The 14,866-nt window shown below is 41.5% G+C and carries 17 protein-coding genes and 1 other annotated feature; all 17 genes read right to left on the bottom strand.

Annotated features, from left to right (window positions below):
- Positions 1-14: 14 nt before the first annotated feature.
- Complete coding sequence (ileS, locus tag NSQ72_RS07400; protein WP_144494979.1) at positions 15-2,780, bottom strand: isoleucine--tRNA ligase; 2,766 nt, start codon at positions 2,778-2,780, stop codon at positions 15-17.
- Between the two features lie 59 nt (positions 2,781-2,839).
- Positions 2,840-3,077: a binding site (T-box leader), on the bottom strand.
- A gap of 59 nt (positions 3,078-3,136) precedes the next feature.
- Positions 3,137-3,631: a DivIVA domain-containing protein gene (locus tag NSQ72_RS07395; protein ID WP_008344947.1), complete on the bottom strand. Its 495-nt coding sequence runs from the start codon at positions 3,629-3,631 to the stop codon at positions 3,137-3,139.
- 26 nt (positions 3,632-3,657) lie between these two features.
- Positions 3,658-4,434: a YlmH family RNA-binding protein gene (locus NSQ72_RS07390; protein ID WP_039178378.1), complete on the bottom strand. Its 777-nt coding sequence runs from the start codon at positions 4,432-4,434 to the stop codon at positions 3,658-3,660.
- Between the two features lie 53 nt (positions 4,435-4,487).
- Positions 4,488-4,769 (bottom strand): YggT family protein, encoded by a 282-nt coding sequence (locus NSQ72_RS07385; RefSeq protein ID WP_024424240.1) that lies wholly within the window; start codon positions 4,767-4,769, stop codon positions 4,488-4,490.
- A gap of 6 nt (positions 4,770-4,775) precedes the next feature.
- Positions 4,776-5,234, bottom strand: coding sequence for a cell division protein SepF (gene sepF, locus NSQ72_RS07380; RefSeq protein WP_003212271.1), 459 nt, complete (start codon positions 5,232-5,234; stop codon positions 4,776-4,778).
- Between the two features lies 1 nt (position 5,235).
- Complete coding sequence (locus tag NSQ72_RS07375) at positions 5,236-5,925, bottom strand: YggS family pyridoxal phosphate-dependent enzyme (RefSeq protein ID WP_039183105.1); 690 nt, start codon at positions 5,923-5,925, stop codon at positions 5,236-5,238.
- 6 nt (positions 5,926-5,931) lie between these two features.
- Complete coding sequence (gene pgeF / locus NSQ72_RS07370) at positions 5,932-6,795, bottom strand: peptidoglycan editing factor PgeF (protein ID WP_039178375.1); 864 nt, start codon at positions 6,793-6,795, stop codon at positions 5,932-5,934.
- A gap of 211 nt (positions 6,796-7,006) precedes the next feature.
- Positions 7,007-7,243 carry a YlmC/YmxH family sporulation protein gene (locus NSQ72_RS07365; protein ID WP_008344958.1) on the bottom strand — a complete coding sequence of 79 codons (237 nt, stop codon included), beginning with the start codon at positions 7,241-7,243 and terminating at the stop codon, positions 7,007-7,009.
- Positions 7,244-7,322: 79 nt separating this feature from the next.
- Positions 7,323-8,099 (bottom strand): ABC transporter ATP-binding protein, encoded by a 777-nt coding sequence (locus NSQ72_RS07360; protein ID WP_039178373.1) that lies wholly within the window; start codon positions 8,097-8,099, stop codon positions 7,323-7,325.
- Between the two features lie 128 nt (positions 8,100-8,227).
- A complete protein-coding gene (locus NSQ72_RS07355) occupies positions 8,228-8,584 on the bottom strand; it encodes a PTS glucitol/sorbitol transporter subunit IIA (RefSeq protein WP_007499733.1) in 357 nt (118 codons plus the stop codon).
- Positions 8,585-8,610: 26 nt separating this feature from the next.
- Entirely contained in the window at positions 8,611-9,621 is a 1,011-nt protein-coding gene (gene srlE, locus NSQ72_RS07350; protein WP_024426936.1) for a PTS glucitol/sorbitol transporter subunit IIB, read from the bottom strand.
- A 16-nt stretch (positions 9,622-9,637) separates the two neighbouring features.
- Positions 9,638-10,165 (bottom strand): PTS glucitol/sorbitol transporter subunit IIC, encoded by a 528-nt coding sequence (gene srlA / locus NSQ72_RS07345; RefSeq protein ID WP_047202115.1) that lies wholly within the window; start codon positions 10,163-10,165, stop codon positions 9,638-9,640.
- An 18-nt stretch (positions 10,166-10,183) separates the two neighbouring features.
- Positions 10,184-10,615, bottom strand: a complete 432-nt coding sequence (locus NSQ72_RS07340) for a transcriptional regulator GutM (RefSeq protein ID WP_041084924.1) — start codon at positions 10,613-10,615, stop codon at positions 10,184-10,186.
- A gap of 12 nt (positions 10,616-10,627) precedes the next feature.
- Positions 10,628-11,872, bottom strand: a complete 1,245-nt coding sequence (locus NSQ72_RS07335; RefSeq protein ID WP_039178366.1) for an NAD(P)H-dependent oxidoreductase — start codon at positions 11,870-11,872, stop codon at positions 10,628-10,630.
- Positions 11,873-12,116: 244 nt separating this feature from the next.
- Positions 12,117-13,055 (bottom strand): sugar-binding transcriptional regulator, encoded by a 939-nt coding sequence (locus tag NSQ72_RS07330; RefSeq protein ID WP_039178363.1) that lies wholly within the window; start codon positions 13,053-13,055, stop codon positions 12,117-12,119.
- 151 nt (positions 13,056-13,206) lie between these two features.
- Positions 13,207-13,986 (bottom strand): RNA polymerase sporulation sigma factor SigG, encoded by a 780-nt coding sequence (gene sigG, locus NSQ72_RS07325; protein WP_024424250.1) that lies wholly within the window; start codon positions 13,984-13,986, stop codon positions 13,207-13,209.
- Between the two features lie 143 nt (positions 13,987-14,129).
- Positions 14,130-14,849 carry an RNA polymerase sporulation sigma factor SigE gene (gene sigE, locus NSQ72_RS07320; RefSeq protein WP_007499746.1) on the bottom strand — a complete coding sequence of 240 codons (720 nt, stop codon included), beginning with the start codon at positions 14,847-14,849 and terminating at the stop codon, positions 14,130-14,132.
- Positions 14,850-14,866 lie beyond the last annotated feature (17 nt).

The following is a 14,866-nucleotide window of genomic DNA, read 5'->3' as shown; positions in this document are numbered from 1 at the left end:
TGATTATCGCACTGTTAATTTTGGTAATATTTCTCCACGATTTCAGCATTTTTCAGCGACAATGTTGGGTATTTCGGATTTGCACCAACATCTTTTGAAATAATGCGGGAACGTTCGCACAGTTCTCCTTCTGCTTTTTGAACCACAATTCTTCCTGATGTATATTCAGGCGCCGATGTATCTGCATGCTGCTTATCCTCTACCGTTAATTCAGAGATGATAAAGAGCTGCTTCACATCTTCTTTAATGGATGCAAGAAGGTTTTTCACTTCGTCAGTCGCATAAAGCGTCACACTTGCTTCAAGTGAACGTCCGATGACTTTCTCATTACGCGCAATCTCCAGCGCTTTCAGCACATCGTCACGTACCTCCATAAAGCGGTCAAACTTCGCTTCTGTCGCTTCAGCTTGAGGAACTGCCACACCTTCTGGCATATCTGTTAACTGAACACTTGGCTCTTCAACAAAGCTTAAGTGGCTCCATAATTCATCTGCTGTATGCGGAAGAATTGGTGCAGTCAGCTTCACTAATGCCATTAATGTTTCGTAGAAGACAGTCTGCATGCTGCGGCGGTCTGGGTGATCCGCATGCTCAATGTAGACGACATCCTTTGCAAAATCGAGATAGAAAGAGCTGAGCTCAATCGTACAGAAATTGTGAATCGCATGATAGACGACCGCAAATTCGTAATCATCATAAGCTTTTTTCACTTTATCAATCAATTTGTTTAATTTGATCAAGATGTATTGATCCACTTCGCGAAGCTCTTCTACCGGCACGGCATTTACTGCTGGATCAAAGTCAAATAGGTTTCCATGCAGGAAGCGGAAGGTGTTACGGATTTTACGATAGACTTCTGCTACTTGTTTCAAAATATCATCAGACACTGGATGATCGGCTTGATAGTTGACAGAAGATACCCAAAGTCTAAGAATTTCTGCACCGAGCTGCTTCGCAACCTTCGTTGGGTCAATCGTGTTGCCTAATGATTTACTCATCTTACGTCCTTCTTTATCAAGCGTAAAGCCGTGGCTTAGGACACCTTTATACGGTGCTTTTCCAGTGACAGCAACAGCTGTTGATAAAGAGGAGTTAAACCAGCCGCGATATTGGTCAGAGCCTTCAAGGTAAAGATCTGCCGGACGGACTAGGTCATCTCTTTCTTCTAAAACGGCTTGGTGAGAAGAACCGGAATCAAACCATACATCCATGATGTCCTGCTCTTTAGTAAATTCACCATTCGGGCTGCCTGGATGTGTAAAGCCTTCTGGCAATAGCTCTTTCGCTTCTTTTTCAAACCAAATATTCGAGCCATGCTCTCTAAATAATTGAGATACATGCTGGATGGTTTCGTCCGTGATGATCGGCTCACCATTTTCCGCATAAAACACCGGAATTGGAACGCCCCATACACGCTGTCTTGAAATGCACCAGTCACCTCTGTCACGCACCATATTGAACAGGCGTGTTTCACCCCATGCTGGAACCCATTTCGTTTCTTTAATATTGTCTAATAACGCTTCTCTAAAATCTTTAATGGATGCAAACCACTGAGCTGTCGCACGATAAATCGTTGGTTTTTTCGTTCTCCAGTCATGCGGATAAGAGTGCGTGATAAAGTCGAGCTTCTTCAGCGCGCCTTTTGCTTCAAGCTGTTCTGTGATGGCTTTATTGGCATCCTCGTAGAATAGTCCTTCAAAACCAGGTGCCTCATCTGTCATCACACCTTTTTCATCTACTGGACAGAGCACATCAAGACCGTATTTCGTACCGACAATAAAGTCATCTTCCCCGTGGCCTGGTGCAGTGTGAACACAGCCTGTTCCCGCATCCGTTGTCACGTGATCGCCAAGCATCACAAGAGAATCTCTACCATAGATTGGATGCTCTGCAACGATGTTGTCTAATTCTTTTCCTTTTAGCGTTTTCACCACTTCATACTCTTCAAAGCCAAGTGTTTTTGCCACTTGTTCAACCAGTTCAGATGCAACGACATAACGCTCAGCACCGACTTGAAGAACACTGTACTCTAAGTTCGGATGAACACAAATGCCAAGGTTTGCTGGAAGCGTCCATGGTGTTGTTGTCCAGATAATGAATTGTTCGCCGTTTTCAAGAACGCCTTTGCCATCTTTTACTTTAAACGAAACGTAAATCGATGGTGAACGTTTGTCTTTATATTCAATTTCCGCTTCAGCAAGAGCTGATTCACTTGAAGGAGACCAGTTAACTGGCTTTAATCCTTTATAGATATAGCCTCTCTTCGCCATTTCACCAAAGACAAGAATTTGCTGCGCTTCGTATTCAGGCTTTAATGTGACATATGGATTGTCCCAGTCTGCTCTGACGCCTAAGCGCTTAAACTGATTGCGCTGACCTTCAATTTGCTTCCAAGCATACTCCTCGCACAGTTTGCGGAATTCTGCTGTAGACATTTCTTTGCGTTTTACTTTTTTATTTTTAGTAAGAGCTGTTTCAATTGGCAGCCCGTGTGTATCCCAGCCCGGTACGTACGGAGCATGGTACCCGTTCATTGATTTAAAACGGACGATAAAATCTTTTAGGATTTTATTGAGTGCATGCCCCATATGAATGTCACCATTCGCATATGGAGGCCCATCATGCAAAATAAACGTTGGGCGTCCTTTTGTCCGCTCTAAAACCATTTGATAGATGTCTTTCTCTGCCCACTCCTCTTGGATTTCAGGCTCTTTGTTCGGCAAGTTCCCTCTCATCGGGAATTCTGTTTTCGGCATTAATAAGGTGTCTTTGTAGTTCATACCCATTCCTCCACATGCAAATTCTGATTAAAAAACAATAAAAAAAGCCCTCTCATCCCATAAGGGACGAGAAGGCTTGTCTCGCGGTACCACCCTTTTAGACAAGCGCTATTTAAGCAGCCGCTTATCCACTCTAAAATCGTAACGTGATCAGACGCCTTTTCTTACTGTTTTTTTCAGAAAAGGAACTAAAGGGGTGATCTCATTGCAGCGTCTCGTAATGTCAGGCTTCCACCATCCCTGATTCGCTTAATTACGCATGTGACAGCTGCGAGTGTCCCTTTCAAACGTTTATCTCTTGTTAATTTATGATGGTATTATATGCAACATGAGCACGTCATGTCAAGATGATGCGCTTATTCTTTTTCGTCAAAGACAGCGTCCACTTCATATTCCAGTAAATGATCCCAATCATCATTTTTCAGAAGATCAAGCTGAGCTTCGATGAGCATTTGGAAACGAGTTCTAAAGACCTTCGATTGTTTCTTCAGCTCTTCAATTTCCATTGCAATCTTTCTTGATTTTGACAGCGCTTCGTTGATAATACGGTCTGCATTTTTCTCTGCTTCACGAATAATCAATTTTGCTTCTTTATCAGAATGACGCTTAACGTCTTCTGCTGCTTCCTGCGCCACAAGAATCGATTTGTTTAATGTTTCTTCAATTGTTGCAAAATGACCTAGTCTTTCGTCAAGCTCGTTTACTTTGTCTTCAAGCTCGTTCTTTTTACGGAGTACGATCTCGTAGTCTTTACGTACTTGGCTTAAAAACTCGTTTACTTCGTCTTCGTCATAGCCGCGAAAGCTTTTTGTGAACGTTTTATTATGAATATCATTAGGTGTTAATGGCAACCTCGCCACCTCCAGATTCAAGTTCGTTATGTCATAAGCTCAAATGTTACTTTGAATTTATCTTTTTTGGTCTTCCCATCAATCGTTTTGAGGCTAAAGCGGCCAAATCCCCGAACAGAGAGCTGATCACCTTCACCGATTGTAAAGGAAGGGTCCTCAGTGACTTTCCAATTGACTTTGACAAGTCCATTTTTGACTAAAAGCTGTGCTTTTTGCCGAGACTGACGGCTGACAGCAGCACATACAGCATCAAGCCGAAGTGAAGAAATGGTATCTTCTTTGATATCAGTCTTCGTCATCACTGGCTTTATTTCTGCCTGCGTGATTTCCTCTAATGAAACGGAGGCTCTGCCGACATGTGTCAGCTGCGCCCGCACAAAATCAGCGACATCACTTGTACAAATAAACTGCACATCTTCCTCTGAAAATAATAGATCTCCGAATTTTTGACGCTTCAAGCCTGTCCCAATCAATGAGCCGAGAAGTTTCGGGTGTTCTAAGGAAATAAACTTTTTCGCATAGTTCACCTGAAAATATGACAGCTCAACATCTTCAATAGAAGGTTCTAAATAATCAGGATAAATGAGAGCTCTTTTGCGCTCGGCTCCCTCATACCCGCCAAAAAACATGATTCCAAGTTCTTCAGCATGCTGGATGACGGACTCGGTAATAAATTGCTCACGCGGATCAAGGAAGTCTGTTAATTTCATTCGATATTGGTCGAGTGCGATTTTTTTCCAGCCTAACACTTGGTCGACAAATGGCTGTTCGTCTTTTCTAAAATGCTGATAGATATCGCTCATTTTGTTCCCCTCTTATGTAAAAGGGCCTGGCAGTGCCAAGCCCGGCAGCCTGTTTACATGAAGCGCACAATCATATTGTAAAGACCAGTTAGTCCATATGATGATGCAAAGCGAATCACAAGCAATGCCACAATCGGCGAGATGTCAATCATACCGATTGGCGGAATAATTTTACGAAATGGTTCTAAATACGGTTCGCAAATATTTGTCAGAAAACGGCCAAACACAGTTTCTCTTGCAGATGGCACCCATGACATAAAGATGTAAATAATAATCGCGAATGAGTAAATCGTTAATACCGTTCCTAAAATATTAAAAATGAAATTTAGAATCACTATGATTTACCACCTCTGAGGTTCTTCCTCTGTCAATAGCTCTGATATTGTGCCAGATACATCTACATTATCAGGTGTGCAGAGGAATATATTCGAGCCAATACGCTGGATGTCTCCACCAATTGCATAAACGGTTCCGCTTAAGAAGTCAATGATTCGCTTTGCTTGATCATGCTGTATGCGCTGCAAATTCACGACGACTGCACGTCTGTTTTTAATATGGTCTGCAATCTCCTGCGCTTCTGCATAAACACGCGGCTCACTTAACACCACTTTAGAGGATTTCTGCACGCTTTGCAAGCTGACAACATTTTGTTTTCCTGTCTGCGGGCGCTCTTGAAATGCTGCTTTGTCCTTCGTTCCTTTTTCTTCTTGAACGGGTTCTCTTTCTTCATCAATATATTCGTACTCATACTCTTCATCGTCGAGAGTGAAAAAGCTTTTAAACTTATTTTTTATGCTCATGTCACGCACCTCCTGTTTCATTTCCAACAAGTGAAGAGCCAATCCGAACGAATGTCGCACCTTCTTCAATTGCGATTTCAAAATCATTTGACATGCCCATCGATAAATGCTGACAAGGTGCATTTACTTGGTTAAGATGTTTTACTTCTTCTTGAAGGTTTTTTAATGCTTTAAAACAGTTGCGAATCACAGTGTGATCCTCTGTAAATGGAGCCATCGTCATCAGTCCTGCAATTTCAATCTGTTTGAAATCAGCGAGCTGTTTCACAAATGGAATGACGTCTTCACTTTTCAAGCCGTGTTTTGACTCCTCAAGTGATGTGTTCACTTGTACAAAACAGCGAACTGTGTGATCCGCTCTTTTTTCAATTTCATTCGCAAGAGACATTCTGTCGAGCGAATGTAAGTAGTCAATTGTCTGAATGACTGATTTCACTTTTCGTGTTTGTAAACTGCCGATAAAGTGCCAGTTAATGTTTTCATCGGTTATGGCCGCCTGCTTTTCAAGTAACCCTTGGTCTCGATTTTCACCAAAGTGCACAATCCCTGCTTCCTTGGCTTCTAGTGCTCGTTCAATCGAGACATATTTTGTCACAGCGACGACTGATACATCTGCTGGTTGTCTACCGGCTCTTTTACATGCTTCGTTTATTTGTTCATTTATTTGTCTGAGATTCTCTCGTACATTCAATTGCACTTATGCCTCCTTAAACCCGACAAAAGACATCATACGTCCTGTTTTCCCTTGATCACGCCGGTGTGAGAAGAAAAGCTGATCATTGCAGCTTGTGCACATCGAACTGACATGTATGTTTTCTTCTTTTATTCCTGCATGAAGCAATACGTTTTTGTTTAGTGTTTTCAAATCAATTTTATATTGTCCTTGTGAAATCTCGGAATACACATCCTCTGTTGAAAAAGGAAGCTGTTTCACTTGATCCATGACGACGTCATCGACTATGTAGCAGCAGCTGCCAATGGATGGTCCAATGACGACTTGAATCTGATCGACCTTGGCACCTTCTTGGCTGACCCATACATCAACCATCTTTGCACCAATTTGCTTGACGGTTCCTTTCCAGCCGGCATGAGCCGTTCCAATTAATCCGTTTTGCGGAGCTAGAAAATAAAGCGGAACACAATCAGCGAAACAAAGAGCGAGCATCATGTTCGTCTCAGACGTATATAAACCGTCTGTACCTGGCAGTGCCTCATCATAATGAAGACTTCCTCTTCCTCTTTGCTCCTTGGTGACTTTCAGGATGCGATCCTCGTGTGTTTGGTCTGCAAACACCCAATCAGAGAGCGGCACAGCAGCAGCATCTGCTATGACTTGACGATTCATTTGAACACTAGAAGCATCGTCTCCTACATGGAGTCCAGTGTTCAATGATTGATATGGAGTAAGGCTGAAGCCGCCATTTTTTGTTGTAAATCCGGCCAATACCTCTTTACCAGAACATGTCATGTTCGTCCAATCATGAATGGTCATTGCATATGGTGATTTCTGCTGAAAGGGGTCATATTTGTGTGTCAAAGCTGCCTCCCACCTTTCATTCATCTCTCTTTATTTCGCTCCTATTTTACCACAAGACATACATAGACAGTTAGTGGGATTCATTAAATATTACACTCAAATGTGCCCTTTCTGCAGGTTTTTTTTCAAATTGATATGAAAACGTAATCTTTTTACCCGAAAAAGACATTGTTTGCTAAGAATGAAGAGTTTATTTTAAGGAAAAATTGAATGATTCATTGAGGAGTTATACGAATTAAGAAGACAAGCGGACAAGTATCACATCTTCGCCAATTTTTACTATATTTCGCCATGGGACAATCATTTCCTCTTCTTTTCCGAAAAATCCCATCATTTTACCTGTGCCGCCAATAATAATCGCTTGGATTTTGCCGCTTGTGACATTAATATCAATGTCCCCAATGGTACCTAGTTTTTTCCCGCTGGATACATCGACGACATCCTTGATTTGGAATTCAGAAATGCTGATCATCTGTCCTTCCCCGCCTTTCGTTTTCTACTATAATATGTATGATGGAAAAGCAGGGACGCAGACCAATAGTTTCTTTTATCTACAATTTACTTAAATGCGGACGGCCATTTCTCCACATGACATCTACCGGACATTCAAAAAAAGAAGAAAGCAGGCCGCTTGTCATCATCTCTTTTGTTTCTCCTTGATCAAAAACAGATCCATTTTTTAATAATAAGGTATGCTGAAAAACAGGCAGAATCTCCTCTGCATGATGGGTCGTATAGAGCAAAGTAGGCGCATCAGGCTTTGCTGCAATCAATGAGATGGTCTCCAGCACTTGCTCTCTTGCTAGAAAATCAAGACCCGTCACAGGTTCATCTAAAATCAAGAGCTGCGGATCATTCATTAAAGCTCTCGCAATCAAGACTTTTTGCTTCTCTCCCTGTGAGAGTGTTTCATAAGTTCTGTTGGCATATTTGAATGAACCAAATGCTTTTAATAGATCAATGGCTTTCTCTCTCATTTCATCTGTCGGGGTTTCATAAAGCCCGATAGAAGCAAATGCGCCGCTCAGCACAATTTCAAAAGCATTGTCGTCTCTGTGCAATTTCTTTTCAAGTCCTGCTGAGATGAGTCCAATTTTCCTCCTGAGCTTTTCACCAAGAGCCTCCTTGCCAAAGACATGTCCCAGCACTGTCATCTCGCCTGACGTGGGGAAATAATAAGAGCAGAGCATATTTAATAATGCGGTTTTCCCCGCACCATTTAAACCGTAAAGTACCCAGTGTTCCTGCTTGTTCACCTGCCAGTCAATAGACTCAAGCAGCCATTTCCCATTTCGTTTTAATGAAACATTCTTCAATTCAAGTGACACGATAACTTCCTCCTGAGTAAAAATTCTGAATATACAAATAATGAATGTTTACAGCATATCGCAAATGCTCTTTCTGGTAAACCTCATGTAAAAAAGCTGCTCCTTTTTAGGAACAGCTTTTTTTATGGTTACGAAATTTCAATTCGTACGCCTTCTTTTATATCAGGAAACGTGTGCGGGGATGCAAATACAGCTCCTGGTAATACATCATCAAACGGCTCTTGGAAGTAGATCGAAATATGACCGAGCTCTTTAAAGTTGTCATTTGCTTTATTGCCGAGGGCTGTGATCGTGTACGTTTGATCGCCCACTTGAATGGTTCCGCCCAGCTTCAGCGGCTCTTCTTCTAGATGTTCGAACTCATGAATGACAGACATATCTCTTAATTCCTGCGGCGCTGCGGGTCCAAATAATACAATCAGCTTATCTTCTTTAAATTGCGGGACTAAGATCCCAATTTCTTTTACGACAGATTGTGTTACCATGTATCTCGATTCCTCCTTTAATACGTTTAATACATACCGAAGCTGGCAACGTATGCGATCACAACAGATAGAACCCCTGTAATGAGACGGCTATACAAAACAGCTGGTACCCCATATTGTACCGTTTCCGGCTTCGCTTCACCAAGTGACAGCCCCACTGGAATAAAATCACACCCTACTTGACCATTGATGGCAAATAGTGCAGGAAGTGCAAATTGAGGCGGAATGTTTCCTAGTGCGATTTGACTACCAATCAGAACGCCGATAACTTGGGCAATGACTGCTCCAGGTCCTAAGACTGGTGATAGGAACGGCAATGTACAGACCACTACGAGCAGTAAGAGCCCCCAAAGAGATCCTGCCAAAGGTGATAGAAAATGGGCAATCAGGTCACCAATTTTTGTATAATTGATAATTCCAATTAACATACTGACAAATGCCATGAATGGAATAATGTTTTTCAAAAGCATATCAACAGAATCACGGCCAGCCTGGTAGAACGTACCGGTGACTTTCCCAATTCCACGCGAGAATCTCATCAGGAAATTGCCTTTTTCCTGCCGCTCGATATTTTCCTCTTTAAGCTTTGCATACGTCTCTTTGAAATTCTCTTTGTCAATCGACTCACTGTTTTCCTGACCTTCTGCTTTTGCCTCACCATCAGATGCTTCTGCATAGGAAATATCTTTTTCTGTTACGCCTGATACGAAGATATCTTCTGTAATATGTTTAGCAAGCGGTCCAGAAGGAGAGGATGCCAAAACGTCTACAGTAGGAATGCGTTTCATTGGATAAAGTCCGATTCGCGCTGTTCCTCCGCAGTCAATGACAACACACATCATTTCATCTTCTGGTATGGAGTTTTTAAAGCCGTCACATGCTTCTGTCCCTGTCATTTCTGCAATTTTACGTGCAACCGGGTGAATGCCTCCCCCTGTAATGGAAACAACCTTTCTTCTTTTACCAGTTGGTTCAAGCTCTAAGCCTTCTCCCCATCCGCCAGCACCTTTTGCAACAAATACTTTGTGGTTTGTCATGTCTAACCCTCCCCTATTATGAATTCGCTTTCATTTTTCCTGCTAAATATTTTGTAATCCATTCAGTAATGATTCCGCGTAGTAAAATGACGACGATCCCGACTAAGAAGTAACGAACAGCAAGCTCTGACATTGAATATCCAGCTTCTTTAATCCCGTTCGCAATTCCTAAGTAGACAAATAGTTCTCCTGCGTTGGCATACGGGAAAAGTGATGTCACCGGATGAACAAATGAAACAGCTGAATCATAGAATGCTGGTTTTTGTTTTTCAGGTAAGAAGCGGCCAAACGTATAAGCCATTGGGTTTGTCAAAATAAGAACGGATAAGATCGGCATTAACGTGTAGCGCAAAATGGTATACTTCGCTGCAAACTGAATGGCTCTATTCACTCGCTCTTCTCCAATAAATTTCATGACAGCATAAGTGAAAGTAAGTAACACAACAAGCGTTGGAACGATACCTGTAACAAGACCCATGAATTGCTTTCCGCCGGCTTCAAACATTCCGATAAAGTGCTCTCCAAACCATTGAATCCATTCCATGTTTCATCTCCCCTTTCTTTAGTTCACATTTGTTATATTTTTTTTCGAAATCGAGACAAGTGCCTGCTCAGCCGCCATGGATAGTGCTTGCATGACAGCTGGCGCCTTTTTACGTTTTTTCAATGTTTTCTTCATCATGTGGTGCTCGTCCAGCACAGCCCCTACATGCTTTCCTTCATATGAAGGAACTTCTTTAAATTTAGATAAGATCGACACGCCGCCAAGCACATGACATTTTTGAATGATATACGATTCATCCACAATGATGAGCGCAATAGCCCCAGGGCCAACTTTGCGCCGTTCCATTCCTGAAAATAAGTGATAGCCCTGTTTCCCTCTGTAGTCATCAATTAGTGAGTCCATGCTTTTGCGGTAATACTTGATTTGAATAAAAGATAATCCATACTGCACGATGAGAATGATACAAAGTACGATTGCTAATTTTTCCATAGCTTCACGTCCTTATGATTGAAATAAGTGATCTTGTAATGAACGCAGCTTCCAAACGGTTGTGTTTGAATCAAGCTCTACATCATCATGAGTGAGGAACTGTCCTAATTTGATGTCTTTTTTCGCTACGACTTTTCCGCTGATTAAGCCAATCGGAATATGACCGTTCGATTTCATGTCTTGATGCGTTTCAAGTACACCTCTTACGGAGTATCCGCCAATTCCGTCAAGTGATTCTCCTGCTTGAATATCTCTTTTCGCTACAGCAACTGTTTCTGACACTGGTACACCAATCGGGTGGATCGATGAGTCATGCTGTAAGACCGCTTTGGCGATGGTAACAGGTGTTTCAAGACTCGCTAAATGGAAGGGACGGTAAAGCGTGTAGTGAGGACCTTTTCCAACTTTTAAGTAACGAAGCTCTTCATCTACTGGCTCAAGATCACTCTTGACGATAACGAATACGCCTGGTGCTAGCCCATTTACATATTCAACGACTCCGAAGTTATCGAGCACGCCGCCTTGTTGTTTTTGATTCAATTTATCTGCTACATTCTCTAAATTTGCTTCGACTCCGTGCATACCGACTTTATCTGGCAAAAGCCCTGTCGCGTTACTTAATAAGTTCATTTCTGCCATTGTTTTTGTTCCGTCTTGGAAGGCAGCGAGCATATGTGCACTCATATGTTTACTATCTGCTTCTGCTTTACACGTATCTGGATTTGCTTCTGGGAAGAATGGGTTGTTCTTGCCTTTCCCAGCAACGAGCACCTCAAGTCCCATTGTTTTCGCAAATTCATATAATTCTAGTGTTGCTGCCGGTTCGTCACCAGCTGATCCAGAGTAAACAAGTCCTGCATTTGTGAATAATTTATGCATCACCAAACCGATGGTAATATCAACTTCTACATTTAAAAGAACGAGATGTTTTTTTGAATTAAGCGCTTCCAAAGAAATGTTTGCTCCGACTTCTGGAACACCTGTTGCATCTACAACTACTTCCACAAAATCTGATTGAATCACTTCTCTATAATCATTTGTGACGACCATTTGATGCGGCTTCGCATGCTGCTTGTAAAAATTCGCTGCCTTCTCTGCTGCACTAAGGTGAATATCACAAACACCTGCTACAATCATGCCAGGAATTTTAGAAATTTGTGAAATGAGTCCAAAGCCCATTTGGCCTGCCCCAATAATTCCTACTTTGATTGGATCTCCACTGCGTTCTCGAGCTAACAATTGTTGATAGATTGACATAAAAATCATCCTTTCAGGTTTTCTTGCTTCTCGGGTAGATTGCTAGAAAAATAATCTGAAACTTTTAACAAATGTTATAAAAATTAACAAAAATCTGTTCCTTGTAACATTTGTTATTTTATTTATCATTTGTTATGAACTTAGTTTATATGATGTGTCAACTTTGTGTCAAGCTAAAATCGATAAAATTTTCAATCTTTTTGAGTCTAAAGACTCAAAAAAACTACCTAATATGATTAGGTAGTTACTTTAACAAGGCATCTCCTGTTCGTTCATCCGTAATTAATACATGAATTAATCCACCTTCTAATGCTGCCCTGATCGCTTCAATTTTCTCTTCGCCTCCAGCGACACCAATGACTAGCGGGATTTCCTTCAGCTTTTGCGGGCTTATGCCCATTACCCGGTCGTTCCACGGGTGGGGATACACTTCCCCTTGATGATCAATAAAGTTATAGCAAATGTCACCCGCCACATCCTTCGCTTGAAGAATATCCTCCTCACCGCTTGTCATATAAGATTTCACCATCGTTGAATGCTGCGGAACCCCGCCAATTCCGACAACCGCAATATTTGATGATTCTCCTAGTTTAATCACTTTTTTGATTGATGGCTGCCGGATTAGTACGTCCTTCGCTTCTTTCGTATCAAGCATAACAGGCACATGTAAAAACTCACATTTAGATTTGAGTGCTTCTGTGCACCTTGCAATAATATAGTTGGCGTGGATATCAACATCTTCGTTTCCCACACCCCCGACAAGCGGAACAAATGTCACGGATGGAAAGTGCTGAACTGACGTAAGCGCTTTCGCCATTTCATGCAAAGTGGTTCCTGAGGAAAAACCGATAACTTGTCCATCCTTTATTACTTTTAACAAAAAGCCTGCCGCTGCAGCGCCGATTCGGCTTTTGGTTGTTTCTTGGCTGAGCGTTTCCACACAGACGACTTCTCGCAGCCCATATTTCCGCTCTATTTTTCTTTCTAATGATCCATATTGTTGATTCACTTCATCATGAATAATGATTTCCACGATTCCTGCTTCACGTGCTTTTGCCAAATATTTCGATATGAGCGAACGGCTAACCCCAACAGCTTCAGCTATTTTAGATTGAGTGGCGCCTTCTTCATAATACATATGCGCAACCTTTATGAGCAGCCTTCTTTCATCATGGAATGTCATAATAACCCTTCTTTCCGCTTAAGTGTTCCCTAACAAATGATATCTAAAATAACATTTGTTAAAAACAGATTAAATGAAAAAAATAACAGAGTCAATACTAGAGACGTGCTCTCTCACAAGAATGAAAAAAGCCGCACATGAAGCGGCGGCTTTAAAAGATATTTTTATTCATTTGTTTGATGGCTGCTTTTTCAAGTCTTGAGACTTGTGCTTGAGAAATCCCGATCTCTTCAGCGACTTCCATTTGCGTTTTTCCTTGGAAGAAACGTTTGCGGAGAATCATTTTTTCTCGATCATTCAATCGGCGCATTCCCTCTTTTAAGGCTAATTCCTCTACCCATTGTGTGTCTTTGTTCCGATCATCACTAATTTGATCCATCACATAAATCGGATCTCCTCCGTCATTATAAATCGGTTCAAACAAAGAAACAGGATCTTGAATCGCATCTAGGGCAAAGACAATTTCCTCATGAGGCACTTCCAGCACTTTGGCAATGTCTTCTGCCGTTGGCTCCTTGCTTGTCTCACTAATCAGCCTCTCACGGACCTGAAGCGCTTTATAGGCAATATCTCTTAGTGAACGAGACACCCGAATCGGGTTGTTATCACGCAAGTATCGACGGATTTCTCCTATGATCATAGGGACCGCATAAGTTGAAAATCTGACATTGTGGCTTAAATCAAAATTATCAATTGATTTCATTAATCCGATACAGCCTACTTGGAAGAGATCATCCACATACTCGCCTCTGTTGTTAAAACGCTGAATCACACTTAAAACCAACCGCAAATTGCCATTGACTAGCTTTTCTCTTGCTGTATCGTCACCTTCATCTTGCAGCTGTCTGAACAATTTTCTCATCTCTTCGTTTTTCAGAACAGGCAGTTTGGAGGTGTCGACTCCGCAGATTTCCACTTTATTTCTGGACACTTTTTTCCCTCCCTACAGGAGCTGTTGTACAAAGTTCAGTATCTCCTTGGGATGGAAAAATATGCACGAGTGATGATGAGAATCATGAGAAAAGAAGTTGATTCCTTTGACAGCAAAGGGACAGAGCTTTCAAAAAAATTTTTTTAGACCATTTTGTTAAATTCTTTTTGTAATCGTTTAATAATTCTTTTTTCAAGCCTCGAAATATACGATTGAGAAATTCCTAGCATGTCAGCGACATCTTTTTGGGTTTTTTCTTCGCCGCCGACCAAACCGAACCTGAGCTCCATGATCTGCTTTTCGCGGTCATTTAATTGCTCCAGCGCTTTTTTCAAAAGTTTTTTATCTACATTTGCTTCAATATCCCGCGTGATAATATCATCATCTGTTCCAAGGACGTCTGATAAAAGCAGTTCATTTCCGTCCCAATCAATATTGAGCGGCTCATCAAACGACACTTCTGAACGAATTTTATTATTCCGGCGCAAATACATCAAAATCTCATTTTCAATACATCTCGAAGCATATGTCGCGAGCTTGATCTTTTTTTCTGGGTTAAATGTATTGACCGCCTTAATCAGGCCAATGGTTCCAATACTAATTAAATCCTCTATATTAATCCCTGTGTTTTCAAATTTTCTTGCGATGTAGACCACCAACCGCAAATTTCTTTCGATCAGGATGGCTCTTGCTGTTTGATCACCTTTTGGTAATTTGACAAGCAGTTCCTGCTCTTCATCCTTTGATAATGGCGGCGGCAGCGCCTCACTACCACCAATATAATAAATCTCATCACTCTTTAGACCTAGCTTCATGAGGAGTTTATACCAGTAGTAAGTGAGTTTAAATTTTAATTTTTTCATCTTCTTCTCCCTTCTAA

The organism is Bacillus sp. FSL R5-0659 (genome assembly GCF_038008785.1).
Taxonomy (GTDB): Bacteria; Bacillota; Bacilli; order Bacillales; family Bacillaceae; genus Bacillus; species Bacillus safensis.
The sequence above is the reverse complement of the archived record's forward strand: the minus strand, read 5'-3'. Positions and strand labels throughout refer to the sequence as shown.